This is a genomic window from Maritimibacter sp. UBA3975 (assembly GCF_002384975.1).
GTDB lineage: Bacteria > Pseudomonadota > Alphaproteobacteria > Rhodobacterales > Rhodobacteraceae > Maritimibacter.
In genome coordinates this window covers 252,329-277,504 of record NZ_DGCP01000012.1, presented here as the reverse complement: position 1 = coordinate 277,504, position 25,176 = coordinate 252,329, and the positions used below count along the sequence as shown (strand labels likewise).

The window sequence follows — 25,176 nt, the reverse complement described above, 5'->3', positions numbered from 1 at the left end:
GCAGGCAGGGACGCGCAAGACCTGCGCGGGCGTCAGCCCGCTCCGCTCGCCACCGGCTCCGCCCCGGACCCGCAGACCGGGCAGTCGTCCCGACGTTTCAGCTTGATGATCCGCGTGTCGGCATAGAGCGCGTCGTAGATCAACATCCGACCGCGCAGCCCCTCGCCCGACCCGGCGATCTCCTTCACGGCTTCCACCGCCATCATCGACCCGACCACACCCGGCAGCGGCCCGAGCACACCGGCCTCTGCGCAGCTCGGCGCAAGCCCCGGCGCGGGCGCTTCAGGGAAGATGCATTGATAGCACGGCCCGCCCCGCGCCGGGTCCCAGGTCGAAATCTGGCCTTCCCATTGCGTGAGCGCCGCCCCGATCACCGGCTTGCCCAGCCGCGCCGCCACGCGGTTGACGAGGTAGCGGGTCTCGAAATTGTCCGAACCCTCGAGGATCAGATCGTAGTCGCCGAAAAGCTCCGTCGCGATCTCCTCGGTCAGCCGTCGATTGTAGGGCCGCACCACCGCGTAGGGGTTCTGCGCCCGCATCGCGGCTTCGGCCGAGAACACCTTGGGCGTGCCGATGGAACTGTCCGGGTGGATGACCTGCCGCTGGAGGTTGGAGTTGTCGACCGTGTCGTCGTCGATCACCCCGATGGTCCCGACCCCGGCGGCAGCGAGGTAGAGAAGCGCGGGCGAGCCAAGCCCGCCGGCGCCCACGACAAGCACCTTCGCATCCTTCAACGCCTTCTGCCCCGGCCCGCCGATCTCGCGCAACACGACATGGCGTGCGTAACGGTCGAGCTCGGTGTCGGAGAACGGGCCATCCGCCGCCGCATGGGCGGGCGCGGCCCGCGCGCGCAGGGCCGCAAGGCCGCGCCGGTAGACCGCGATCAGGATCAGCCCGCCGACCAACGTGGCCCAGGCAGCGAAACTGCCGCCGAACAGGCGCGGGATGGGATGGTCGGGCGGCAGAACGGCATGGGCCAGCAAAACGGCGGCGAGGAGGATACCGACGAGCACCCAGCGCCGCGACCGTGGCACGTCGAAGGCCCAGCCAGCTCCCCAGATCGCGGCGACCGCAAGCAGGACGAAAATCATTTGGTCCCCGTGGACCCGAAACCACCCGCGCCGCGCTGGCTCTCGCCCAGCGCCCCGGCCACCTCATAGACGGCCTGCACCACCGGCGCGACGATGGCCTGCGCGATCCGGTCGCCGTGCCCGATGGTGTAAGGCTCGGCGCCGAAATTCACCAAAAGGACGCCCAGCGGCCCGCGATAATCGCTGTCGATGGTGCCCGGCGTGTTGGGCAGCGACAACCCGTGCCTGAGCGCGAGGCCCGAGCGCGGCCTGATCTGCATCTCGTAGCCCTCCGGTATCTCGACGCGCAGCCCGGTTGGCACGATCCGCCGCTCCATCGGGGCGAGCGTCAGGCCCGCCGCGCGGTCCTCAGTTGGCAGGTTCGCGCGGATGTCCGCCCCGGCTGCCCCGCCCGTGGCATAGGCGGGCAGCGCCACCGCCGGGTCCGCCCAATCCTCGCGCAGCACGCGGATCACCGGCGCGCTCATGCGAGCGCCTCGGCGATCCGGGCGGCAAGCTTGCGCGCGACCTCGTCCTTGCCCATGCGTGGCCAGTCCTCGGCTCCGCCCTCGGAAATCAGGATCACCGCGTTTTCCGAGCCGCCCATGATGCCGGTCTCGGGCGAAACGTCGTTGGCCACGATCCAGTCGCAGCCCTTGCGCGCGCGCTTCGCGGTCGCGTGCTCCACCACGTCATGCGTCTCGGCGGCGAACCCCACGACCAGTTGTGGCCGCCCGTCTCCCATCGCGCTGACGGTGGCGAGGATGTCGGGGTTCTCGGCAAAGTCGAGCACGGGCAGCGCCCCGGACCCGTCCTTCTTGATCTTGCGGTCCGACGCGCTCACCACCCGCCAGTCCGCGACAGCGGCGGCAAAGACGGCGGCCTCGGCGGGAAGCGCGGCCTCGACCGCCTCCAGCATCTCCTGCGCCGTCTGCACCTCGATCACATGGACCCCGGTGGGCCGCACCACATCGGCGGGCCCTGTGATGAAGGTCACGCTCGCCCCCAGCGCCGACAGCGCCTGCGCGATGGCCGTGCCCTGCGCGCCGGAGGATCGGTTGGCGATGTAGCGCACCGGGTCGATCGGCTCATGCGTCGGCCCGGAGGTGACCACAACATGCTTGCCCGCGAGCGGCCCGCCTTTCAGCGCGGCCTCGATGGCATCGGCGATCTCGTCCGGCTCCACCAGCCGCCCGGGGCCGAACTCGCCACAAGCCATCGCGCCCTCGGTCGGACCCGCGAAGAGCACGCCGTCGTTCCTCAGCGCGGCCACGTTGCGCTGCACCGCCGGATGCTCCCACATCCGCACGTTCATCGCGGGCGCGACCAGCACGCGTTTGTCGGTGGCAAGCAGCAGCGTGGAGGCGAGGTCGTCGGCCAGCCCGTTCGCCATCTTGCCCAGCAAGTCAGCGGTGGCGGGCGCGACGACCACGAGGTCGGCATCCCGGCTCAGCTCGATATGACCCATCTCGGCCTCGTCGGTGAGCGAGAAGAGGTCGGTATAGACCTTCTCCGCCGACAGTGCCGCCGCCGACAGGGGCGTGACGAATTCCTGCCCCGCTTTCGTGATGACCGGCACCACCCGCGCGCCGCGTTCGCGCAGGGTGCGGATGAGCGTCAACGACTTGAACGCGCCGACCCCGCCGCCGATGATGAGTAATATCCGTTTCCCTGCGAGCATCCGGCCCTCTTTTTCGACCTTGTTAGGGCGTCATCGCCATCCGCACAACTATTCGAAGGCCGCGCAGGGGTCGCCCCGGTCCACGCCCGGCGCGTCGATGACCGTGTCGAAGGTGCCCTCGGGCGTTCCGCCATCCTCGCCCTGCCCCATCGTGACCACGATGATCTGCGGGCGCACGCGGGCGATATAGGCGGGAACGCCCCAGTCCTCGCGTGTGTGTCCATTGCCCGCGATCACCGCCACCGGCCCGCCGGTTTCCTCCAGCGCCGTGATCGCCGCGCGCGCCAGCACGGCGTCACGCAGCCGTTGCAGGTCGACCATCCCCGGCAGCATGTCGAGGGGCAGCGCACCGCAATGCGCCTCCATCTGAAGGTTGAGCCGGTCGGCCAGTTCCTCGGCGGACAGGTCGTCGGTCAGCCCGTAATCCTCGGCCCCCTCGCCAAAGGCGACGGCGACCCCGGTGTCCATCGCCTCGCGCGTCTCCTCACGCGGCACGGCGGCGCCATAGACGTCGGCCCCGCGCGACGCGGCGAAGATAGGGTAATACATGTCGAAATCGGGCCACCCGGCCTCTTCCCAGCCCAGAAGCTCACCCAGCGCCTCCGGGTCGTCCAGCCGGTCATCGCGCACCTCGGCGGCCTGCGCCTCGGTCAGCATCTCGAAGACGACCGCGCGGGGACGGATGTCGCGGATCGCGGCGGCCTGCGCTTCGTGATGGGCCGGGTTGTCATGAACCTCGCCAAGCACGAACACATCCCCCACAGCCCCCGCCAGCGGCCCGGCATGGGCCGCGACGGGCAACAGGAGGGGGAGGAGCAATCGCCACATCCAATCAATGTGGCGGCTCGGCCCTCGGGCGGCAAGTGCTTCCCCTCGCCCGCGCGCTTTGCTACGCGTGCCCCATGCCGGTCACGCTCCCCCCTCTCACGCTGATCGTCGGAGGCGCGGCTTCCGGCAAATCCGCCTATGCTGAACGGCTGATGGAGGCCACGGGCCGCCCGATGATCTATGTCGCCACGGCCCAGGCTTTCGACGAAGAAATGCGCGCCAAGATCGAAGCGCACAAGGCCCGGCGCGGCGCGGGCTGGACCACGGTCGAGGCCCCGCTGGACCTCGCCGCCGCACTCGAGGCGAGTGATCCGGACGCTGCTGTGCTGGTCGACTGCGCGACCCTGTGGCTCACCAACCACCTGCTCGCCGATCACGATCTCGCCAGCGCCGAGGCCGCGCTCGTCGAAGGCCTCGTCGCCTGCCCCGCGCCGGTCGTCGTGGTGACGAACGAGGTGGGGGCGGGAATCGTGCCGGACAACGCGCTCTCGCGCCGGTTCCGCGCCGCACAGGGCCGGCTCAACCAAACCCTCGCCACCCACGCCGACCGCGTCGTGACCGTCATCGCGGGCCTTCCACTCGCCCTCAAGGGCGGGTTGCCGGAGGGGCTCGAATGACCCGGTTCTGGTGGGTGCGACACGGCCCGACGCACCAGAAGGGCATGGTGGGGTGGAGCGACGTGCCCGCCGACCTGTCCGACACGGCCGCCATCGCGCGGCTGTCGGACCACCTGCCCGAAGCCCCGGTGATCTCGTCCGATCTCGTGCGCTGCATCACCACGGCGGACGCGCTTCAGTCCGACCGACCCCGCCTGCCCCATGACCCCGACCTGCGCGAGCTGAACTTCGGTGCGTGGGAGCTTCGCACCGCCGCCGAGGTCGAGGCAGAGGACGGCGGCGCGATCCGCACCTTCTGGGACCGCCCCGACCTCAACGCCCCACCGGGCGGCGAAAGCTGGACCGACATGACAACCCGCGTGGGCCGCGCCGTCGACCGGCTGCGCGCGAACCAGCCCGGCGACGTGATCGTGGTCGCCCATTTCGGCGCGATCCTCGGGCAGGTGCAGCGCGCCCTGCAATGCCCGGTGGGCGAGGTTCTGGGCCACCGGATCGACAATCTTTCGGTCACCTGCCTTGCCCATGCCGGTGACCGCTGGCACGCCGAAGCGATCAATCACATTCCGTGAAATCCGCATCACTAATGGCGACTTTGCCGATGGCATTGGCGCGGCTACCGTCGCCCCATGACCTACGATCTCTTCATCGGTGACCAGACGTTTTCCAGCTGGTCCATGCGCGGCTGGCTCATGTTCGAAGCGTTCGGCCTTCCGGTCCGTACCCACATGATCGGCCTCTACGACGGGACGATGGCCAAGGATCTGGCCGACCTCGCCCCGGCGCGCCTCGTGCCCGTCATGCGGACGCCCGAGGGCATGGTGGTGGGCGAAACCCTCGCCATGGCCGAGACGCTGGCCGAACGTCACCCCGACGCGGGCCTCTGGCCCGCCGACCCGGCGGCACGCGCGCTCGCCCGCTGGATGGTCGCCGAGATGTGCGCGGGCTTCTCCGCCTTGCGCGGCGCCTGCCCGATGCAGCTTCTCCACCAATACGAAGGGTTTGCGGTGTCGGACGCAGTTCAGGCCGACCTCACCCGGATCGAAACGCTCTGGGCGCTGGCGCGGGAACGGCACGGGGCGGACGGCCCGTGGCTTTTCGGTGCCTACTCGCTCGCCGACGTGTTCTACGCGCCCGTCGCGGCCCGGATCGCGGGCTACGCCTTGCCGGTGAGGACGCAGGCACAGGCCTATGTTGCCACTCACCTCGCTGATCCGGCGTTCAACGCATGGCGCGACGAAGGCCTGAAGAAGCAGTACGACCCCGTGCCCTACGCGATGGACCTGCCGACAAAGCCATGGCCCGGCCCGTAACCTGCCGGCGTTAACCATTCCCTAACCACCGCGCCGCTACGGTCCGTTAACCAGGATCGGAGGGGGCCGCATGGTCGCACGCGCCTATACCGTGGCGTTCGAAGGGGTCGAGGCGCGCAGCGTCGAGGTGCAATGCGCCCTCTCCGCCGGTGTGCCCGCCTTTTCCATCGTGGGCCTGCCGGACAAGGCCGTGTCTGAGGCCCGCGACCGGGTGCGCGCCGCGCTCTCGGCGATGGCCATCGCGTTGCCCGCCCGCAAGATCACCGTGAACCTTTCGCCCGCGGACCTTCCCAAGGAAGGCTCGCATTTCGACCTGCCCATCGCACTGGCCCTGTTGGCCGCCATCGGCGTCATTCCCGAGGAAGACGTGGCGGGCACCGTCGCGCTGGGAGAGCTGTCCCTCGACGGCTCGCTGATCCCCGTCATCGGCGCGCTACCCGCCGCGATGGCCGCCGCCGAGGACGAGCGGGCGCTGGTCTGCCCCCAGGCCTGCGGGGCCGAGGCCGCGTGGGTCGGGGCCGCCAACGTCCTCGCCGCCGCCTCGCTCGCCGCCGTGATCCAGCATTTCACCGGGCAATCCCCACTGGCCCCCGCTGACCCCGGCGAGGTGCGCGACGAGGTCGGGGGCCGCGACCTGTCCGACGTAAAAGGGCAGGAGCGGGCCAAGCGGGCGCTGGAGATCGCCGCCGCCGGACGCCACCACATGCTGATGACCGGCGCGCCGGGGTCGGGCAAGTCGATGCTCGCGGCCCGCCTGCCCTCGATCCTGCCACCGCTCACGCCCGCCGAAGCGCTGGAAACCTCGATGATCCATTCGCTCGCGGGGCTGATCGACGAGGGCGGCATTTCCCGCACCCGGCCCTTTCGCGACCCGCACCACACCGCCTCGATGGCGTCCATCGTGGGTGGCGGGCGGGGCGCGAAGCCTGGAGAAATCTCGCTGGCCCACAACGGCGTGCTGTTCCTCGATGAACTCCCCGAATTCGCCCGCCCCGTGCTCGAAACCCTGCGCCAGCCCGTCGAGACCGGCGAAGTGGTCGTCGCCCGCGCAAACGCCCATGTCCGCTACCCCTGCCGGTTCATGCTGGTCGCCGCCGCCAACCCCTGTCGCTGCGGGCACCTCGCCGACGCATCGCGCGCCTGTGCCAAGGCACCGGCCTGCGGCGACGATTACCTGGGCCGCATCTCCGGGCCCCTGCTCGACCGGTTCGACCTGCGCCTCGACGTGCCGCCGGTGGACATCGCCGACCTCGACCTCGCCCCTTCCACCGACACCTCGGCCGTGGTCGCGGAGCGCGTCGCCGCTGCCCGCGAGATCCAGTCCGCCCGTTTCGACGGCCACGCCCAAGTGCGCACCAATGCCGATGCCGAAGGCAACCTGCTCACCGACATCGCGACACCCGCGGCCGAGGCCCGCGACCTCCTCCTCAAAGCCGCAGACCGCTTCAGCCTTTCGGCGCGCGGGTATCACCGGGTGCTGCGCGTCGCGCGCACCATCGCCGATCTGGAGGGGGCCGACACCATCGCCAAACCGCATGTGGCCGAGGCGCTGTCCTACCGCTTGCCGGGCACTCTCTACGCCTGACACCCCGCGCCCGCCTGAGCGCGCCAGCGCGAGGCAGAGAGCGCGCGCCTTTGGCTCGCTCCGTTTACCAACAGCTCAGGGCAGAACGCGGCGCACGAAGGCCGCGACACCTTCCAGCGCGTCCCGCGACTCGGGCACCCAGCCGTCGAAAATCTGGAACACATGCGGGGCGTTCGGCCATGTCTGCACGGTCACGTCCCCGCCGGCCGCGCGCAGAACGTCCGCCATGCGAAACGCATCGTCGCGCAGGATCTCGTTCTCGGCCACCTGGAACAGCGCAGGTGGCGGGCAGTCAAAATGTGCAAACAGCGGCGAAACATGCGGATCGCGCGGATCGGTGTCCCGCAAGTACCAGCCGATCACGTCGCCCCTGCGCCGCGCGGGCAGCATCGCCTCGGCCCGCTCGTTGTCGCGAACCGACGCGCCGGCGAAGGTAAAATCGACCACGGGCGACAGCAGCGCGACCCCGGCAGGCACCTGCCCCTCGGCGCAGAGATCCGCGAGCAGTCCCAACACGAGGTTCCCGCCCGCGCTGTCCCCCGCGAGCACGATGTCCTTTGGTGCGTAGCCCTTTTCAAGAACCCCGTCCCAGGCCGCGCGGATGTCCTTCACCGCAGCCGGGAACGGGTCGGCGGGGGCCACACGGTAGCGCGGTGCAAAGACCTCGACCCCCGTAAGCCAGGAAATCCGCGCGCACATCGCCGCATGGGTCTCCGGCGAGCCCGCGATGAACCCGCCACCGTGGACATAGATCACCAGCTTGCCGGGGCGAACCGGGTGCGATCCGGGACGGGCCGCGATCCAGAGCCCGCCGCGCCCGACCGTCGCGTCCCGGCACAGGGTATGCGGCGGCGCGCGGAACCAGCGGCGTGCACCCGCCTCGAGCATATGGTGGTTCGCCTCGGGATTTTTGGCGTAGGTCAGGAAAGGCTTCACCGCCAGCCGCGAGACGACCGACAGGATTGAGAGCCGCAGGCTCACGCCCGCCGCGCCTCGATCGCCTCCCAGATCTTCGCGGTGATGTTCACACCGTCGAAGCGCTCCAGTTCCTGGATGCCGGTGGGCGAGGTCACGTTGATTTCGGTCAGCCAGTCTCCGATCACGTCGATGCCGACGAAAATCTGCCCCTTCTCGCGCAGGAGCGGACCGATACGCGCGCAGATCTCCCGGTCACGGTCGGTCAGCGCGACCTTCTCGGGCCGCCCGCCGACATGCATGTTCGACCGCGTCTCGCCCTCAGCCGGCACCCGGTTGATCGCACCCACCGGCTCGCCATCCACAAGGATCACCCGTTTGTCGCCTTTGGAGACCGCGGGCAGGAATTTCTGCGCGATAAGCGGCTCGCGGTTGATGCCTGCGAACAGTTCGTGAAGGCTCGACAGGTTGCGATCATTCGGGTCGAGCCGGAACACGCCCGCGCCCCCGTTGCCGTAAAGCGGCTTGAGAATGATATCACCATGTTCGTCCTTGAAGTCGCGCAGGTCGGCCAGAGACCGGGCGATCATCGTGGGCGGCGTGAGATCGGGGAAGGTCAGGACGAGCAGCTTCTCGGGGTAATTGCGCACCCAGAACGGGTCGTTCACGACCAGCGTATCCGGGTGGATCAGGTCGAGGATATGGGTCGTCGTGATGTAGCTCATGTCGAACGGCGGGTCCTGGCGCAGCCAGACCACGTCGAAGGTGCTCAGGTCGACCGTCTGCTTCTCGCCCTTGGTGACATGATTGCCCTCCTCGCGCCGGACCGTGATCGGCCAGCCGGTGGCGAGCACACGTCCTTCCCGAAAGACCAGCGCATCGGGGAGGTAGTAAAACAGTTCATGGCCCCGCGCCTGGGCCTCTTCTGCGATCCGGAATGTCGAATCGGCTTTGATGTCGACCGTTTCGATCGGGTCCATCTGGAGGGCGACTTTGAGGGCCATGGATCACTCCGCACTGTTTGCCATTACATGGCGCAGCCGCCCGGCAAGCACAATGGCCGTCACATCGTGATGTTTTCGAGCGTCTCCATCCGGCCCGCTCCGTCCACCATGGCGAGGTCGAAGCGCATGGCCGCAAGACCGCCCCCGGGCACGCCTGCGAGGAACTCGGTCGCGCTCTGGCAGATCCGGCCCAGCTGGGCCTGCGTGAGCCGACAGGCGGCCCGCGCAAGATCCCGCGCCTTCTTCACCTCGACGAAGACGAACCCGTCTCCGTCGCGAAACACCAGGTCGATTTCGCCGCCGGACCCGCGCCAGCGCCGGGCGACGACGCCATACCCCCGACGCTCATAGTCCCGCGCGACCGACTCTTCAGCCGCCAGTCCCGCTGCATAAGAAACCCGTCCGCTCATCATCACTCCTTCTCCAGCGCCAGTGCGGCCTGGTAGACCTTTCTGCGCGGCAGGCCGTAGGCCTCCGCCACCGCTGCCGCGGCGTCCTTCAGGCTCATGTCCGCCATGGCCTGCCGGAGCGCCGCCTCCATCGTTTCTTCGCCCACGACCTCCTCGCCGCGGTCGAGCACCACCACGACCTCGCCCTTCAGGTCGCGGTCGGCCAGCATGTCGCGCACCTCGGCCAAGGTGCCGCGCAGGACCTCTTCGAATTTCTTCGTGAGTTCCCGGCAGACCGCCACCCGGCGCTCATCCCCCGCAACCTCGCACAAAACACCCAACAATTCCCTAACGCGCCTCGGGCTTTCGAACATCACCAGCGTCGCGGGCACATGGACCAGTTCCTCGATCCACGTCCGACGCGCGCCTGCCGATGAGGGGGCGAAGCCCGCGAAGAGGTAGCGGTCGGTCGGCAGGCCCGAGATCGACAGGGCCGCCGGCACCGCCGAAGCCCCCGGCGCGCTCGTCACCAGCGCACCGGCCGCCGCCGCCTCGCGCGCCAGCGCGTAACCCGGGTCGGCGATGAGCGGCGTGCCCGCCTCGCTCACATAGGCCACCGACTTCCCTTCGCCCAGAAGCTTCACCAGTCCCGCCCGTCCGTTCGGCCCGGAATGGTCGTGATAGGGTATAAGCGGGCGACCGCCCACCGCGATCCCGTGAATGTCCATCAGTTTGCGCGCCGTGCGCGTGTCTTCGGCGGCGATCACGTCGGCTGCGGCCAGTATGTCCAGCGCGCGCAGCGTGATGTCGCGGGCATTCCCGATGGGGGTCGCCACGAGGTAGAGACCCGGTGCGAGCGGTCTGGGCTCCGGTTTCAAGGGTGGACCTGCCTTTCGTGTGGTCTATTATGGGCGCCGAATGCCCGGGCTGCTGCATGCCCGCCGGATCGAAAGACAAGCGGGAGAAGGATGCCCCCCATGTTTGCTGTTTTGGAACGCGCCCGCAAGCTGCCGGCGCTCGCTATCGCGCTGTTGACCACCCTTGTGCTGGCGTCCTGCGGCGCGACCATGTCCAACACGGGCGGGCCGCGAATCGATACCTCGAAACCCGTTCCCGTGGCGCTTCTCGTGCCCGGCGGGTCCTCGTCCGCCACCGACAATACGCTGGCCGCCTCGCTCGAGAATGCCGCACGCCTCGCGATGAGCGAGCTCAACGGCGTGACGATCGACCTGCGTGTCTACAACACCGCCGGGAGCGCGGGCACGGCCTCGCAGCAGGCCCAGACCGCTGTCGCGGACGGCGCCAAGATCATTCTCGGCCCGGTCTATGCCGAAAATGCCGCGGCCGCCGGTGTCGCCGCCAGACAGCGCGGCGTGAACGTGCTGGCGTTTTCCAACAACCCGAGCGTGGCGGGCGGTAACGTCTTCATCCTCGGCAACACCTTCCAGAACACCGCGAACCGGCTGGTGAGCTATGCCGCGCGCCAGAACCGCGGCAACATCATGGTGGTCTATGGCGAAAGCCCCGCCGAGGTGCTCGCCCGCGATGCCATCCTGCGCGCGATCTCGTCCACGCCGGGGGCAAGCCAGGCCGGGTCCACCGGGTTCGAGGTGAGCCAGAACGGCGTGGTTCAGGCGCTTCCGCAGATTTCCTCGACGATCAAGAGCTCGGGCGCCAGTTCCGTCTTCCTGACCTCGGGCACCGACGGCGCCCTGCCCTTCGTGACTTCGCTCCTGCCGGAGAACGGCGTGCGCCCCGGCGACGTGCAATTCATCGGCATTCAGCGCTGGGACATTCCGGCCAACGCGCTCACCCTGCCGGGCGTGCAGGGCGGCTGGTTCGCGCTGCCGGACCCGGACCTGTCGGTCGCGTTCACCCGTCGCTATCAGGCGGCCTACGGCACCTCGCCGCACCCGATCGCCGGTCTCGCCTATGACGGGATCGCGGCCATCGGCGCGCTTGTGAAAGCCGGCAATGCCGACGCCCTGTCCGGCGCGGCCCTGACCCAGAGCCAGGGCTTCGTCGGCGTCAACGGCGTGTTCCGGCTGCGCGGCGACGGCACCAACGAACGGGGTCTCGCAGTCGCGCAGATTCAGAACCAACAGGTGGTCGTGATCGACCCCGCTCCGAAAAGCTTCTCCGGTGTCGGTTTCTGAACTTCTTGAAACACGCACCGACGCCCCCGATGGCCTGATCGCCTCTGCCGAGGACATCTTCGACCGTGTCGCGGTCGAGGCCGAGATCGCGGCGTCCGCGGGTGACACCACGGACGCCGCGACGATCCGCAAGGCGACGGTGACAGCGCTGAACGCGGCGCGCAAGAACGGTCGGACTGTCATCGAGCAGGCGTTTCTCGCCAATCCTCGCTCGGCGCGCGACGCGGTGCAAAGCTACGCCTGGCTCACGGACTGCCTCGTCCAGACCGTGTTCAAGGTGGCGACCGAGCGGCTCCATCCGCTCAACAACCCCACCTCGTCACAGCGCATGGCGGTGCTCGCCGTCGGTGGTTACGGGCGGTTCGAAATGGCGCCGTTCTCGGACGTCGACCTGCTCTTCCTCACGCCCTACAAGATCACCGCCTGGGCCGAGAGCGTGATCGAATCCATGCTCTACATCCTGTGGGATCTGCACCTGAAGGTCGGCCACAGCTCGCGCACCATCAAGGACTGCCTGAGGCTGGGCAAAGAGGATTTCACGATCCGCACCGCCATGCTCGAAGTGCGCTACGTCGATGGCGACACGGCCCTTGCGCAGGAACTGGCGTCGAACCTCTTCGAAGACCTGTTCGACGGCACCGCGCCCGAGTTCATCGAGGCCAAGCTCGAGGAACGCAAGGAACGCCACATCAAGCAGGGCGGCCAGCGCTACGTCGTCGAGCCGAACGTGAAAGAGGGCAAGGGCGGTCTGCGCGACCTTCAGACGCTGATCTGGGTTGCCAAGTACCTCCACCGCGTCGTGCGCGCCCGCGAGTTGCGCGACGTGGGCATGTTCTCGGACGAGGAATACGCGATCTTCGCCGAGGCCAACAATTTCCTCTGGGGCGTGCGCTGTCACCTGCACCTGCTGACCGGCCGGGCGATGGACCAGTTGACCTTCGACCTTCAGGTCGAGGTTGCCGACCGGATGGGCTACGCCGACAAGGGCGGGCGTCGCGGGGTCGAGCATTTCATGCAGGACTATTTCCTGCACGCGACACAGGTGGGCGAGCTCACCCGCATTTTCCTCACGGGGCTGGAAAACGAGCACCTGAAGAAAGAGCCGATGCTCGTCGGCCTCTTCAAGCGGCGGCGCAAGATGAAGCCGGGCTTCAAGATGGCGAACGGGCGGCTGACCTTCGAGGATGAGGAGACATTCCTCGCCGACAAGCTCAACCTCCTGCGCATCTTCGAGGAGGGGCTGCGCACCGGCGTCCTGATCCACCCCGACGCGATGCGCGTGGTGACGGCGAACATCGACCTCATCGACGACGAGATGCGCGCGAGCCGCGAGGCCTCGCGCCTGTTCCTCGACCTGCTGCTCAAGCACGGCAACCCTGAGCGCGCGCTGCGTCGGATGAACGAGCTTGGCGTCCTCGCAGCCTTCGTGCCGGAATTCGAGCCGATCGTCGCGATGATGCAGTTCAACATGTATCACGCCTTCACGGTGGACGAGCACACCATCCAGTGCATCTCGGCGCTGGCCGAGATCGAGCGTGGCGAGCGGGTCGAGGACCTTCCAATCTCCTCGCAGGTGCTCAAGGCCGGCGTGAACCGCAAGGTGCTCTATGTCGCGCTGTTCTGCCACGACATCGGCAAGGGGCGGGAGGAAGATCACTCCATCCTCGGTGCCCGCATCGCGCGCAAGGTGGCGACGCGGCTGGGGCTCACCAAGGCCGAGGTCGAGACGGTGGAATGGCTCGTGCGCTACCACCTGCTCATGTCCGACGTTGCCCAGAAACGCGACCTGTCCGACCCGCGCACGATCCGCGGCTTCGCCAAGGCGGTGTCGAGCAAGAAGCGCCTCGACCTGCTGCTCGTTCTGACCGTCTGCGACATCCGCGGCGTCGGCCCGGGCACCTGGAACAACTGGAAGGCCGCGCTGCTGCGCGACCTCTACCGCCAGACCGCGACCGCGCTCGACGAGGGGATCGAGGCGCTCTCGCCCACCGCCCGCTCGGACCAGGCGAAAAAGGCCCTGCGCGAGTCGCTGGGCGACTGGGACAAAAAGGCGATGCGGGCCGAAACCGGGCGGCACTACGACACCTACTGGCAAGGGCTCGGCACGCCGGAACACGTCGTCTTCGCCAACCTGCTCAAGGGGCTTGGCGCGGACGAAATCCGCATCGGCCTCACGCAGGACCACGACCGCGACGCGACGCGCGCGGCCTTCGTGCTGGCCGACCACCCCGGCATCTTCTCGCGCCTCGCCGGTGCGCTGGCGCTCGTCGGTGCCAACGTGGTGGACGCGCGGACCTATACGACGAAAGACGGCTACGCCACGGCCGTCTTCTGGGTGCAGGACCACGACGGCCACCCGTTCGAGGACATCCGCCTCAAGCGGCTTGAGGACATGATTCACAAGACGCTGTCGGGCAAGGTGGTGGCCCGCGAAGCGATGCGGTCACGCGACAAGATGAAGAAGCGCGAACGCGCCTTCAAAGTGCCGACCAACATCACCTTCGACAACGAAGGCTCCGACATCTACACGATGATCGAGGTGGACACCCGCGACCGCCCCGGCCTGCTCTATGACCTGACCCGCACGCTGGCCGACAATCACGTCTATATCGCCAGCGCCGTGATCGCGACCTATGGCGAGCAGGTGGTGGACACGTTCTACGTCAAGGACATGTTCGGGCTGAAATTCTTCTCCGACGCCAAGATGAAATCGCTCGAGAGGAAGCTGCGCGAGGCCATCGTGAAGGGCGCTGAAAGGGCCGACACATAATGGCGGCGATCCGGCTCGTGCGCGGATTTCTCACGGTGGGCGGCTGGACGGCGATGAGCCGGGTGCTCGGCTTCGTGCGCGACATCGCCATTGCGGGGGCGATGGGCGCCGGGCCGGTGGCCGAGGCCTTCTTCATCGCTTTTTCGCTCCCCAACATGTTCCGCCGGTTCTTCGCCGAGGGCGCGTTCAACACGGCCTTCGTGCCGATGTTCTCGAAAAAGGTCGAAGCGGGCGACCAGCCGATGGAGTTCGCCCGGGACGCGCTCACGGGTCTCGCCTCGATCCTGCTGCTGCTCACGGTCATCGCCCAGATCTTCATGCCCGCGCTGGTGCTGCTGATGGCCTCGGGTTTCGCCGCCGACGAACGGCTCGACCTCGCGACGCTCTATGGCCGGATCGCGTTTCCTTACATCTTCTTCATCTCGCTCTCCGCGCTGGTTTCGGGGCTTCTCAATGCCGTGGGCCGGTTCTCCGCCGCTGCCGCCGCGCCCGTGCTCCTGAACGTGATCTTCATCGCGGCCATCGCGCTCGCGTCTTACGCAGGCTACGACATCGGCCTCACGCTCTCCTGGGCCATCCCCATCGCGGGCGTCGCGCAACTCGCGCTGGTCTGGACCGCTGCCGCGCGCGCCGGCTACCGCCTCCTGCCCCGCCGCCCCCGCATGACGCCGGAGCTCAAGCGCCTCGCCATCATCGCGGGCCCCGCGGCCCTCGCGCAGGGGGTGGTGCAGGTCAACCTGCTGGTCGGGCGGCAGGTGTCGTCCTTCTTCGACGGCGCGATTGCATGGCTGAGTTATGCCGACCGGCTCTATCAACTGCCGCTGGGCGTCGTGGGGATCGGCATCGGCATCGTGCTCCTGCCCGACCTCTCGCGCCGCCTGCGGGCCGGGGACGAGGGCGGCAGCCGCTGGTCGCTGTCGCGCGCGGGTGAGCTGGCGCTGCTCCTGACCATTCCCTCCGCCGTGGCGCTGGTGGTGATCCCCCTGCCCCTCGTCTCGGTCCTGTTCGAACGTGGGGCTTTCAGCGCCGACGACACCGCCAAAACGGCCCTCGCCGTGGCGGTCTACGGCCTCGGCCTGCCTGCCTTTGTGCTGCAAAAGGTGCTTCAGCCGGTCTACTTCGCGCGCGGCAACACCAAGACGCCGTTCTACTTCGCGCTCCTGTCGCTCGTCGTGAATGCGGCGCTGGCCATCGGGCTCGCCCCCGTGATCGGCTATATCGCGGCGGCCTTCGGCACGACCTTCGCCGGGTGGGCCATGACGCTGGCACTCTGGGTCGGAACCGCGCGGATGGGCGAAAGCACCCGGTTCGATCCGCGCTTCTGGCGGCGGCTCTGGGGCATCCTCGGCGCGTCGGTGGTGATGGGGGCGGAGCTTGTGGGCGCTGTAATCGTGCTGGGGCCGATGCTCGGCACGCCGGGGCTCAAGATCGTGGCCTTGGTGATCCTGATCCTGTCGGGGATCGTGACCTACTTCCTTGCTGGCCGACTGTTCGGCGCGGTGCTGCTCTCGGACATCCGGGCGATGGTCCGGCGCGGCTGACTGACCTCAAAGCGCCAAGGCTACCCCCGCTGGCGCAGCCGCGCGACGATACGGTCCCAGGAGCCAGGAAACAGCAGCGCTGCCAGAAAGAAGCCCGAGACGAACCCGGCAATCTCCGCGACCCAGCCGGTGCCGGCCCCGAAGAAGAAGCCGAAGACGAACTGAATGGCCAGCAGCGCCCCGATCAGCGCGAAGGCCTGAATCTGGCGCCCGCCCGTCTCGCCCAGTTGCGTGTACAGAACGAGCGTGAAGGCCCCCACCAGCGCATAGGCCCCCGGATATCCGCCATAGAGCGGCACCCGCGTATCCCAGACGATCCCGTAGACCAGCGCCCCGATGATGGAGGCACCGAGGAAGATCGCCAGCACTTTCCACTGGCCCATACGCTCGGCCACCATCTTGCCAAGCGCAAGCACGAAGACGATGACGAAGACCGCCTGCGTGAACGAGCCTTGCAGGAACGGATAGGTCACGAAGCGCATCAGGTACTTCAGCCGCACCGTCTGGTTCTCGACCATCCAGGCCAGAAGCGGCTCGTAGAACCCGTAATCCTCGATCATGGTAAGGCGCAGCCCCGCCGCATCCGCACCGCCCACGAAGCCTGAGCTGGTGGCGAGAAAGATCAGCTCCACGATCGCGATCAGGGCCGCAAGCGCGACCACCACCGGGGGCAGCGGGTTCACCGGGCGCGTGCTGTTGGGCTCGAAGGTCATGCTGGCTTCCTTGACGGGGGTATCCCGCGTAGGTAAGCGAGCCGGGCAGAGAAATCCAGACGGAGTTCGCCATGTCGGACCAGACCTTCCCCCCGCGCGTGTTTTCCGGGATCAAGCCGTCGGGCGGCCTGACCCTCGGCAACTACCTTGGCGCGATCAAGCGGTGGGTCGAGATGCAGGAGGATCCGACCTATGAGACGGTGTTCTGCGTTGTCGACATGCACGCCATCACCGTCTGGCAGGACCCCGCCGACCTGACCCGCGCCACGCGTGAGGTCGCGGCCGCGATGATCGCTTCCGGCATCGACCCCGAGAAGTCCGTCCTGTTCAACCAGTCCCGCGTGCCGGGCCATGTGGAGCTCGGCTGGCTCTTCTCCTGCGTCGCGCGGGTGGGCTGGATGAACCGCATGACCCAGTTCAAGGACAAGGCGGGCAAGAACACCGAAAAGGTCTCGCTCGGTCTTTACGCCTACCCGGCCCTTATGGCCGCCGACATCCTGCTCTACCACGCGACCCACGTTCCCGTTGGCGAGGATCAGAAGCAGCACGTCGAGCTGACCCGCGACATCGCCGCCAAGTTCAACCACGACTACGGCGTGGATTTCTTCCCGCTCACCGAGCCGGTGATCGAAGGCCCCGCGATGCGCGTGATGAACCTGCGCGACGGGTCCAAGAAGATGTCGAAGTCGGGCGAGAGCGACATGGAGCGCATCAACATGCTCGACGATGCCGACACCATATCGAAGAAGTTCAAGAAAGCGCGCACAGATCCCGACGCATTGCCCTCCGAAGTCGCAGGACTGAAAGACCGCGCCGAGGCGAAAAACCTCGTCGACATCTACGCGGGCCTCACCGACACCACCGCCGAGGCGGTGCTGGGCGAGTTCGGCGGCGCTGGCTGGGGCCGGTTCAAACCGGCACTGGCCGAGCTCGCGGTCGAGAAGCTCGCCCCCGTCTCGGACGAGATGCGTCGGCTCCTGGCCGCCCCCGATGAACTCGACGCGATCATGGCACGCGGGGCGGAACGGGCGGGCGCAATCGCCGACCCGATCCTGTCCAAGACCTACGAGATCATGGGCTTCGTGCGCTGAAGACCGGCGGCGCGGCGGCACCCCGCCGCGCCCACTCCGGCCCCGTCAGGCACGACAGTCGTAAAACCCCCGGTATCCCGCCGTCAGCCCGGCGTCGAGCGTCAGGACCATGTCGGCCTCGGTCTGTTCGGCGGGCCGGCCGATCGCGTCACCGTCCGGCGTCGTCAGCCGGATCTCGGCCCCCTCGGTCCGGAACACACCCTCCTCCGACTGCGGCAGGTGCACGAGGTCGCCGCTGATCCGGATCAGCGCGACCTCCTCTCCGTCCACCGTGCCCATGGCGGCAGAGGGCGGGCTGTCCGTCGTGAAGGTGAAGGCACAGGTCCGGCCCTCAGGCAGGCCGGTTTCAAGGTGTTCGGGCGTCAAAGGCTCGACGTCGAGCGTGGCGACCTCCGGCGTGCGCAGCGCCTCATCAAGCGCGACCACCTGCGGGGCGGACTCCGGCGTTCCGGCCGGACCATCCCCGCGCGCCTCGATATCGTCGATCAGGTAGCGCATCTCGGCGATTTCCTTGTTCTGGGCATAGACGATCCCCTCGGCCAGATGCTGCACGCGCGGATCGGACAGGTTCGACCGGTTCGACGTCATGATCGCGATGGAATGGTGCGGGATCATCGCCCGCATATAGGACAGGTCGCCCACGGTCGCCTGACTGCGCACGAGCCAGAGCATCGCGCCGAAGACCACGACCGAGCCGGCGAAGATCGCCGTGTTGAGCTTTCGGCTTTCGTACATTCCCAGCATGTAGGCGAGCATGATGATCGCCATCGTCGCGCCCATGAGGACGGCCATGTAAACCCGCGTCTCCGAAAAGAAGACATGCCCCCACAGGAAGGTGTTGAGGTACATCAGCACGAACATCACGACCGTCGAGGTCGCGATCATCGCCGCGAATTTCCAGTAAGACAAAGCGCTCTCCCTTCTCCCGCGCCGATGCGGGTTATGGGAGACGAACGTCCTTCCAGCGCTGGAAGGTTCCGGTTCGGCTCAGTCCTTGGCCCGGACCTTTTGCAGGAGCGGCATGAGACTCGACATATCCGGACCGCGGGTCATGCCCGTGACGGCCTTGCGCAGCGGCATGAAAAGGCCCTTGCCCTTGCGCCCGGTCGCCTCTTTCACGTCGTCCGTCCAGGTCTTCCACGTCGTGTCGTCATAGGGCGGTTCGGGCAGGAGCGGCATGGCGGTCGCGATCATCTCGCGGTCCTCGTCCTCGATCAGCGGCTCGGCCCCGTCGCGGCAGAGCACCCACCAGCCTTCAAGGTCGTTGAGCGTCGTGATGTTTTCTCGCGCCACCTCCCAGAACCGCGGGGCGAGATCGTCCGGCACGCCCAGCGCGCGGATGTCGTCGGCCACCATGTCGAACGGCTTGGCCGCGTTGATGTGGGCGGTGAGCGGCATCAGGTCGCGCTCGTCGAACTTTGTGGGGGCCGAGCCGAAGGCGGACAGGTCGAACCCTTCGACCACCTCGTCGATGCTGCCCCGCAGCTCCACCGGCTGCGACGACCCAAGCCGCGCCATGAGCGAGATCAGCGCCATCGGCTCCACCCCCGCCGCGCGCAGGTCGCGCAGGGACAGGGTGCCGAGACGTTTCGACAGCGCTTCGCCCTGCGGGCCGGTCAGCAGCGAGTGGTGGGCAAAGGACGGCACGTCGCCACCCAGCGCCTGTATGATCTGGATCTGCGTCGCCGTGTTCGTCACATGGTCCGAGCCGCGCACGACATGGGTGATCCCGAAGTCCACGTCATCACAGACGCTTGCGAGCGTATAAAGGAACTGCCCGTCCGCCCGGATCAGCACCGGGTCCGAGACGGAGGCCGCGTCGATGGAAATGTCGCCAAGGATACCATCGGTCCACTCGATCCGCTCGTGATCCAGCTTGAAGCGCCACACCCCGTCGCCGCGCTCGGCCCGGAACGCTGCCTTTTCGTCCTCGGACAAGGCCAGCGCCGAGCGGTCATAGACCGGCGGCTTGCCCATGTTCAGCTGCTTCTTGCGCTTGAGGTCCAGCTCGGTCGGCGTCTCGAACGCCTCATAGAACCGGCCCTTCTCGCGCAATTCATCGGCGGCCGCGTTGTAGCGGTCGAGCCGCTCGGACTGCCGCTCTACCCGGTCCCATGTGAGCCCCAGCCACTCCAGATCCTCCATGATGGCATCCGCATATTCCTGCTTCGACCGCTCCGGATCGGTGTCGTCGAGACGCAGGATGAACGTGCCGCCGGCCTTGCGCGCGATCAGGAAGTTGAACAGCGCCGTGCGCAGGTTGCCGACATGGATGTAGCCCGTGGGAGAGGGCGCAAAACGGGTGGTGGTCATGGGTGTCTCCTTGGCCTTGCCCTTTTTCACAAGCGGCGCGGTTTGTCCATCCGCTCGCGCTGGACCTTCGCGGCCCCCTGCCCCATGAAGGGGCGATGACGGACGGTTTGCCCCCCTCGCTCGAAAAGATCGAGACCATCGCCCACGACACGGTGGACGCGCTACCGGAGGCGTTTCGCGGCCCTGCGCGGTCAGTCGCCATCCGGGTGGAGGACTTCCCGTCCGACGACATGCTCGCCTCGCTGGAGATCGAAAGCCCCTTTGAACTCACCGGGCTTTACGAGGGCATCCCGCTCACCGAGAAATCCGTCTTCGACCAGCCCGGCGGGCCGGATGTGATCTGGCTCTTCCGCCGGCCGATCATCGACGAATGGGCCGACCGCGGGGATGTGGAGATCGGGGCGCTCGTCGCACATGTCATGGTGCACGAACTGGCCCACCATTTCGGCTGGTCCGACGACGATATCGCCTCCATCGACCGCTGGTGGGAGTAGTCAGGCTGGCGTGACCGGGTATTTCTTCGCCAGATCGTCAAGCCCGGTGCGGATGATCTCCCTCAAAACGCCTTCATCCACATCTGCGAGCTTGTTGAGGTAAAGGCAGGATTTACCCAGCTTGTGCTTGCCCAGCCGCTCCAGCATCGCTCCGTAATTCTGATACCCCGGCATGATGTAGAGCACGAGGTTCGCCTTGCGGGGCGAAAACCCGGTGGCGCACATGTCGCCCTCGCGCCCGCTGTCGTATTTGTAGTGATACGAGCCATAGCCGATGATCGCCGGCCCCCACATCTGCGGCGTCCACCCCGTCACCTCGCGAAAGATCGCGTCGAGCGCGCGGGCATCCTCCCGCCGTCGCGCAGGTTCCGCCCGGTCGATGAACTCCGACACCGCCGCATCGGTGGGCCTTGTCTGGTTCTCAGCCATGTCTCCTCCTCACATTGCCGTGATTACCCGCTTTCCCGGACGTTACCATATCACGGGCTGCCTCCGGCCCGCATTCTGACGGGATAATACCATGACACGGATTTCAAGCCCGGCGATCACGCGGCGCGGCGTGATGCTGGGCGCTGCGGCCCTGCCGCTCCTCGGCGGACCGGCGCGGTCGGCTGCGGATTTCATGATGCCAACGACCACACGGTTCAAACGCTTCAAGCTCGGCGCGTTCGACATCGTCACCCTGCTCGCGGGGTCCGAGAAGCTGGAAGGCCCGCATGACTGGTTCGGCACCAACGTGAGCGAGGCGGATTTCGCCGCCGCCTCCAACGCGGCCAACATCCCGGCGGACTGGTCGCAGACCTTCTTCACCCCGACGCTCGTCAACACCGGCAAGTCGCTCGTCCTGTTCGACACCGGCCCGGACGCGGCAGGCACCATCGCTGCCTTGGAAGCGGCCGGGTACTTCGTCGAGAACGTGGATGTCGTCGTCCTCACCCACATGCACGCCGACCACATCGGCGGGCTGCACGGGCCCAATACCCTGACCTACCCCAACGCGCGCTACGTCTGCGGCAGCATGGAATACGACGCATGGGACGACACCGGGACCGAGGTGTTTGACGACCTCATCGTGCCGCTGGCCGACTGGATCGAGGTCCTCTCGGACGGGCAGGAGGTGGTGCCGGGCATCACCGCGGTCGAGGCGTTCGGCCACACGCTCGGCCACATGGCCTTCATGGTGGAAAGCGAAGGCAAACAGTTCCTCATCGGCGGCGATTTCGCCTGTCACTACGTCTGGTCGCTGGCCTACCCGGACTGGGAGGTGCGCACGGACGAGGACAAGGAACAGGCGGCCAAGACGCGGCGCAGGCTGCTCGACATGCTGGCGGCTGAGCGGATGCCCTTTACCGCCTATCACATGCCCTGGCCCGCCGTCGGCTTTGTCGAGCCACGCAGCGACGGCGGCTTCCACTACATGCCGGAAACCTACCAGCTCCTCGGCTGAAGCCCTCAGGCGCGGTGCGCGCCCTCGGCCAGCCCCGACACGAAGTCGAGCACTTCGGCGGGCGACTTGCCCTTGCCGATCAGCTCCACGATGGCCGAGCCGACGACGGCCCCGTCGGCCACCTTGGCGATGGCTTCGGACCGCTCGGGCGTCTTGATCCCGAAGCCCACGATGACCGGCAGATCGGTCTGCGACTTGATCCGCGCCACCTCCGGCCCGACGTCGCCCGCCTCGGCCTCCGCGGCGCCGGTGATCCCGGTGATCGAAACGTAGTAGACGAAGCCCGAGGTGTTGGTCAGCACCTTGGGCAGGCGCTTGTCGTCCGTGGTCGGCGTGGCGAGCCGGATGAAGTTCATGCCCGCCTTCTGCGCCGGGATGCAAAGCTCGTCATCCTCCTCGGGCGGCAGGTCCACGACGATCAGACCGTCGATCCCGGCAGCCATGGCATCGGCGAGGAACCGGTCCACGCCACGCGAATAGATCGGGTTGTAATATCCCATGAGAACGATGGGCGTCGTGTCGTCGCCCTTGCGGAACTCGGTGGCCATCGCCAGCGTCTTTTCCAACGTCATGCCGCCCTCGAGCGCACGTTGACCAGCCAGCTGGATCGTCGGGCCGTCGGCCATCGGATCGGTGAACGGCAGGCCCAGTTCGATGATGTCGACACCGGTCCCCGGCAGGCCCTTCATGATCTCGAGCGAGGTCTCGGTATCCGGGTCGCCCGCCATGATATAGGCCACGAACGCCTTCTTGCCCTCGTCGCGCAGAGCCGCGAATTTATCGTCGATGCGAGTCATGGTCGGTCCCTTTTTCCGTCCCGCCGTGATTGCGCCAATGGCGGGGGAAAATCAACCAGCATCAGGCGCGTGTGGCCCGGCTGTGGCCCGCTTGTCCCGGCTCGGGCGCGCAGGGGCATGTGACCGGCCCGCCCTGTGCAGGGGGCGCTTGCACGAACCCCGCCTAACCCCGCCCGATGAAGGGCATCTTGGTGGCCATCAATGTCATGAATTGCACATTCGCCTCGGCGGGTAGCGTCGCCATGTTCATCACGGCATCCGCCACCAGTCCCACGTCCATCGACGGCGGCGGTTCCTCCCCCGCCGCGCGCGCCCTCTCGACGATCCCATCCAGAAGCTCGGTGCGCGCGTTCCCGATGTCGATCTGCCCGCAGGCGATGTCGAAGGGCCGCCCGTCAAGGCTGAGGGTCTTGGTCAGCCCCGTGACCGCGTGTTTCGTGGTGGTGTAGGTCACCGACCCATCGCGCGGCGCATGGGCCGAGATCGAGCCATTGTTGATGATCCGCCCGCCCTGCGGGTCTTGCCGTCGCATCAGGCCAAAGGCCGCCCGCGCGGCATAGAACATCCCGTCGAGGTTCACCGCCCGCGCCCGGTGCCAGTCGTCCAGCGAAATCTCGTCGATGGGCGCGGCGGGCGTGAAGATACCGGCATTGTTGAAAAGGACGTTCAGCCCCCCGGCCCGCGCCGCGAAATCGGCAAACAGCCGCTCCACATCCTCCGGGTCGGTGACGTCACCCGGCAGGACCACGGCGCGGTCTTGCCCCGCCGCGACCTCCTCCAGCTTGTCCTGCCGCCGGGCCATCAGCCCCACGGTCCAGCCCGCGTCGAGGAACCGCTCGGCACAGGCGCGTCCGATGCCACCCGACGCGCCCGTGATCAGGATACTACTCATCCGCCGTCTCCGCCTCCAGTTTCAGCCGGGCGACAGGCTCCGGCAGGTCCGCGACACCCAGCGCCTCGACCGGCCGGGCCAGCGCATAGCGCGTGCACCAGAGCAGCCGTTCCTCCGCCCGCGTGATCGCGACATAGGCCAGCCGTTTCCACAACGGCACCCCCGCCTCGCTGCGCCCCATATAGGCCGCCGCCGACAGGTCCGGCGCGAACACCTGAACATCACGCCACTGGCTCCCCTGCGCCTTGTGGATCGTCACCGCCGCCCCGTGCAGGAACGCGGCCCCCATGTTGGCCGCGAACGGGATGAACGGCTCTTCCTCGTCCAGTTGCTCGATCTTCACGATGGAGGCGACCGAGATGTTGGGGTCTTCCGCCCCGACGACGTGGAGCCGGCTGAACCCCGGCTTCTTGCCCTGCCCCCGGAACACCACCTGCGCCCCCTTGATCAGCCCCCGAGCCTCCAGGTCGATGCGCTTCTTGCGGTGCTTTAGCGGCAATTCGATCCCGTCACAGATCAGCGGCTCCCCGGCCATAAGCCGGTCCCCGGGCGCGCCATGAGCCGCCCGGAACGCATGGATCAGCCGGATGCGCGTCTTGTTGCGCCACACGAGCACCGGCGAGCGCGCCATCATGTCGGCATCGACGCGCGGCGCAATGACCACCCGGTCGTCCTTCGCGGCAGCTTCATGCACCAGCCGCTCGAACGCGTTGAAATCCACGCTCTCGTCGCCCAGCGCATGGGCAAGGTCGAGGATCGGGTTGTCCGTCTCCTGCCGGTGAACCCGCGACAGCATCATGACCGAGGGCTTGGGCAACCGCTCGAACACCATCTCACCCGACTGGCCGACCGGGGCCAGCTGCGCCGGGTCGCCGAACAGCACGAGCGTCGGAAAGATCTCCTTCAGATCTTCGAACTGCTTTTCATCCAGCATCGAGCTCTCATCGATGAACCCGATGTCCAGCGGGTCCTCGCGCCGCTTCCAGCCGGTGATGAAGTCCGAACCCCGCAGACCCGCCGCCGCCAGCGCGCCGGGAATCGACTTCTGCGTCTGGTAGAAGGCATACGCCCGGTCGAGCGCCGCATCCGTCAGCGCCTCGATCTCCGGACGCTCGGCCTGGCCGGCCAGCCACTCCGCGATCTGCTCGTATTCCGGGTCATAGACCGGGGTGTAGAGGATGCGGTGAATCGTGGTCGCGGGCACGCCGCGCCGCCTGAGCACACTCGCCGCCTTGTTGGTGGGCGCGAGGATCGCCAGCGTGCGCTTATCCTTGCGCTTGCGCCCCTCCCAGTCGCCCGAGACGACCTCGACCCCGGCCTCCTCCAGCGCCTCATAGAGCTTGGCCAAAAGCAGCGTCTTGCCCGACCCCGCCTTGCCGATCACCGCCATGACGCGGGCCTTGCCCTCGGCCATCGGGGTCAGGTGGCCCTCGTCGATATCCACCCCCGCCGCGCGCAGAAGTTCTGCCACGCGGTCGTGGGCCTCGGCCTGATCGTTAGAGAGCTGAAGGGCGGGAAGCGACATGCGCCGATCCTATCCCGCCCTCCCGGCGAGGACCACCC

General features: G+C 67.6%; 25 protein-coding genes. 10 read left to right on the top strand and 15 right to left on the bottom strand.

Annotated features, from left to right (window positions below):
* Positions 1–32: 32 nt before the first annotated feature.
* Genes B2585_RS15215 through B2585_RS15200 form a run of 4 tightly spaced genes read right to left on the bottom strand, consistent with a single transcriptional unit; the run spans position 33 to position 3,579 of the window.
* A complete protein-coding gene (locus B2585_RS15215) occupies positions 33–1,091 on the bottom strand; it encodes a HesA/MoeB/ThiF family protein (RefSeq protein ID WP_292024792.1) in 1,059 nt (352 codons plus the stop codon).
* Positions 1,088–1,558 (bottom strand): dUTP diphosphatase, encoded by a 471-nt coding sequence (gene dut / locus B2585_RS15210; RefSeq protein WP_292024791.1) that lies wholly within the window; start codon positions 1,556–1,558, stop codon positions 1,088–1,090. The genes B2585_RS15215 and dut overlap by 4 nt, the downstream gene beginning before the upstream one ends.
* Positions 1,555–2,751: a bifunctional phosphopantothenoylcysteine decarboxylase/phosphopantothenate--cysteine ligase CoaBC gene (gene coaBC, locus B2585_RS15205; RefSeq protein WP_292024789.1), complete on the bottom strand. Its 1,197-nt coding sequence runs from the start codon at positions 2,749–2,751 to the stop codon at positions 1,555–1,557. Before coaBC ends, dut begins: the two co-directional genes overlap by 4 nt.
* A 48-nt stretch (positions 2,752–2,799) precedes the next feature.
* Positions 2,800–3,579 (bottom strand): ChaN family lipoprotein, encoded by a 780-nt coding sequence (locus B2585_RS15200; protein ID WP_292024788.1) that lies wholly within the window; start codon positions 3,577–3,579, stop codon positions 2,800–2,802.
* Between the two features lie 74 nt (positions 3,580–3,653).
* Here B2585_RS15200 and cobU point away from each other — a divergent pair, with 74 nt between their 5' ends.
* The 4 genes from cobU to B2585_RS15180 all read left to right on the top strand — a co-directional run bounded on the left by cobU (position 3,654) and on the right by B2585_RS15180 (position 7,091).
* Complete coding sequence (gene cobU / locus B2585_RS15195) at positions 3,654–4,196, top strand: bifunctional adenosylcobinamide kinase/adenosylcobinamide-phosphate guanylyltransferase (RefSeq protein ID WP_292024787.1); 543 nt, start codon at positions 3,654–3,656, stop codon at positions 4,194–4,196.
* Entirely contained in the window at positions 4,193–4,765 is a 573-nt protein-coding gene (locus B2585_RS15190; RefSeq protein ID WP_292024786.1) for a histidine phosphatase family protein, read from the top strand. Before cobU ends, B2585_RS15190 begins: the two co-directional genes overlap by 4 nt.
* 57 nt (positions 4,766–4,822) lie before the next feature.
* Positions 4,823–5,506 carry a glutathione S-transferase gene (locus B2585_RS15185; protein ID WP_292024785.1) on the top strand — a complete coding sequence of 228 codons (684 nt, stop codon included), beginning with the start codon at positions 4,823–4,825 and terminating at the stop codon, positions 5,504–5,506.
* Positions 5,507–5,576: 70 nt separating this feature from the next.
* Positions 5,577–7,091, top strand: coding sequence for a YifB family Mg chelatase-like AAA ATPase (locus tag B2585_RS15180; RefSeq protein WP_292024784.1), 1,515 nt, complete (start codon positions 5,577–5,579; stop codon positions 7,089–7,091).
* A gap of 75 nt (positions 7,092–7,166) precedes the next feature.
* Here the strand turns inward: B2585_RS15180 and B2585_RS15175 are convergent, their stop codons facing one another.
* The 4 genes from B2585_RS15175 to rsmI are packed head-to-tail and all read right to left on the bottom strand — an operon-like array spanning position 7,167 to position 10,277.
* Positions 7,167–8,072 (bottom strand): alpha/beta hydrolase, encoded by a 906-nt coding sequence (locus B2585_RS15175; RefSeq protein ID WP_292024783.1) that lies wholly within the window; start codon positions 8,070–8,072, stop codon positions 7,167–7,169.
* On the bottom strand, positions 8,069–9,010 hold the full coding sequence (gene gshB / locus B2585_RS15170; RefSeq protein ID WP_292024782.1) for a glutathione synthase: 942 nt from the start codon (positions 9,008–9,010) through the stop codon (positions 8,069–8,071). The genes B2585_RS15175 and gshB overlap by 4 nt, the downstream gene beginning before the upstream one ends.
* Before the next feature lie 59 nt (positions 9,011–9,069).
* Positions 9,070–9,420, bottom strand: coding sequence for a YraN family protein (locus B2585_RS15165; protein WP_292024781.1), 351 nt, complete (start codon positions 9,418–9,420; stop codon positions 9,070–9,072).
* Between the two features lie 2 nt (positions 9,421–9,422).
* A complete protein-coding gene (gene rsmI / locus B2585_RS15160; protein ID WP_292024780.1) occupies positions 9,423–10,277 on the bottom strand; it encodes a 16S rRNA (cytidine(1402)-2'-O)-methyltransferase in 855 nt (284 codons plus the stop codon).
* A gap of 99 nt (positions 10,278–10,376) precedes the next feature.
* Between rsmI and B2585_RS15155 the strand changes: the two genes are divergently transcribed.
* Genes B2585_RS15155 through murJ form a run of 3 tightly spaced genes read left to right on the top strand, consistent with a single transcriptional unit; the run spans position 10,377 to position 15,866 of the window.
* A complete protein-coding gene (locus tag B2585_RS15155; RefSeq protein WP_292024779.1) occupies positions 10,377–11,555 on the top strand; it encodes a penicillin-binding protein activator in 1,179 nt (392 codons plus the stop codon).
* On the top strand, positions 11,542–14,325 hold the full coding sequence (locus B2585_RS15150; RefSeq protein ID WP_292024778.1) for a [protein-PII] uridylyltransferase: 2,784 nt from the start codon (positions 11,542–11,544) through the stop codon (positions 14,323–14,325). The genes B2585_RS15155 and B2585_RS15150 overlap by 14 nt, the downstream gene beginning before the upstream one ends.
* Complete coding sequence (murJ, locus tag B2585_RS15145) at positions 14,325–15,866, top strand: murein biosynthesis integral membrane protein MurJ (protein ID WP_292024777.1); 1,542 nt, start codon at positions 14,325–14,327, stop codon at positions 15,864–15,866. The genes B2585_RS15150 and murJ overlap by 1 nt, the downstream gene beginning before the upstream one ends.
* Before the next feature lie 20 nt (positions 15,867–15,886).
* Here murJ and B2585_RS15140 read toward each other — a convergent pair whose 3' ends face one another.
* Positions 15,887–16,579 carry a rhomboid family intramembrane serine protease gene (locus B2585_RS15140; RefSeq protein ID WP_292024776.1) on the bottom strand — a complete coding sequence of 231 codons (693 nt, stop codon included), beginning with the start codon at positions 16,577–16,579 and terminating at the stop codon, positions 15,887–15,889.
* A 71-nt stretch (positions 16,580–16,650) separates the two neighbouring features.
* On the opposite strand from B2585_RS15140, the gene trpS reads away from it, so the two are divergent.
* Positions 16,651–17,670 carry a tryptophan--tRNA ligase gene (gene trpS / locus B2585_RS15135; protein ID WP_292024775.1) on the top strand — a complete coding sequence of 340 codons (1,020 nt, stop codon included), beginning with the start codon at positions 16,651–16,653 and terminating at the stop codon, positions 17,668–17,670.
* A gap of 45 nt (positions 17,671–17,715) precedes the next feature.
* On the opposite strand, the gene B2585_RS15130 is transcribed toward trpS, so the two are convergent.
* Both B2585_RS15130 and gltX read right to left on the bottom strand, forming a co-directional pair.
* Complete coding sequence (locus tag B2585_RS15130) at positions 17,716–18,579, bottom strand: DUF305 domain-containing protein (protein ID WP_292024774.1); 864 nt, start codon at positions 18,577–18,579, stop codon at positions 17,716–17,718.
* A 78-nt stretch (positions 18,580–18,657) separates the two neighbouring features.
* On the bottom strand, positions 18,658–19,983 hold the full coding sequence (gltX, locus tag B2585_RS15125; protein WP_292024773.1) for a glutamate--tRNA ligase: 1,326 nt from the start codon (positions 19,981–19,983) through the stop codon (positions 18,658–18,660).
* Between the two features lie 95 nt (positions 19,984–20,078).
* Here gltX and B2585_RS15120 point away from each other — a divergent pair, with 95 nt between their 5' ends.
* Positions 20,079–20,477 carry a metallopeptidase family protein gene (locus B2585_RS15120; RefSeq protein WP_292024772.1) on the top strand — a complete coding sequence of 133 codons (399 nt, stop codon included), beginning with the start codon at positions 20,079–20,081 and terminating at the stop codon, positions 20,475–20,477.
* Here the strand turns inward: B2585_RS15120 and B2585_RS15115 are convergent, their stop codons facing one another.
* Complete coding sequence (locus tag B2585_RS15115; protein WP_292024771.1) at positions 20,478–20,906, bottom strand: DUF1801 domain-containing protein; 429 nt, start codon at positions 20,904–20,906, stop codon at positions 20,478–20,480.
* A gap of 91 nt (positions 20,907–20,997) precedes the next feature.
* Here B2585_RS15115 and B2585_RS15110 point away from each other — a divergent pair, with 91 nt between their 5' ends.
* Positions 20,998–21,924, top strand: coding sequence for an MBL fold metallo-hydrolase (locus tag B2585_RS15110; protein ID WP_292024770.1), 927 nt, complete (start codon positions 20,998–21,000; stop codon positions 21,922–21,924).
* Positions 21,925–21,929: 5 nt separating this feature from the next.
* Here B2585_RS15110 and trpA read toward each other — a convergent pair whose 3' ends face one another.
* From trpA to B2585_RS15095, 3 genes are all read right to left on the bottom strand, one after another.
* On the bottom strand, positions 21,930–22,721 hold the full coding sequence (gene trpA, locus B2585_RS15105; RefSeq protein ID WP_292024769.1) for a tryptophan synthase subunit alpha: 792 nt from the start codon (positions 22,719–22,721) through the stop codon (positions 21,930–21,932).
* Between the two features lie 163 nt (positions 22,722–22,884).
* Entirely contained in the window at positions 22,885–23,613 is a 729-nt protein-coding gene (locus B2585_RS15100; RefSeq protein ID WP_292024768.1) for an SDR family oxidoreductase, read from the bottom strand.
* On the bottom strand, positions 23,606–25,138 hold the full coding sequence (locus tag B2585_RS15095) for an ATP-dependent DNA helicase (protein WP_292024767.1): 1,533 nt from the start codon (positions 25,136–25,138) through the stop codon (positions 23,606–23,608). The genes B2585_RS15100 and B2585_RS15095 overlap by 8 nt, the downstream gene beginning before the upstream one ends.
* Positions 25,139–25,176: the final 38 nt, after the last annotated feature.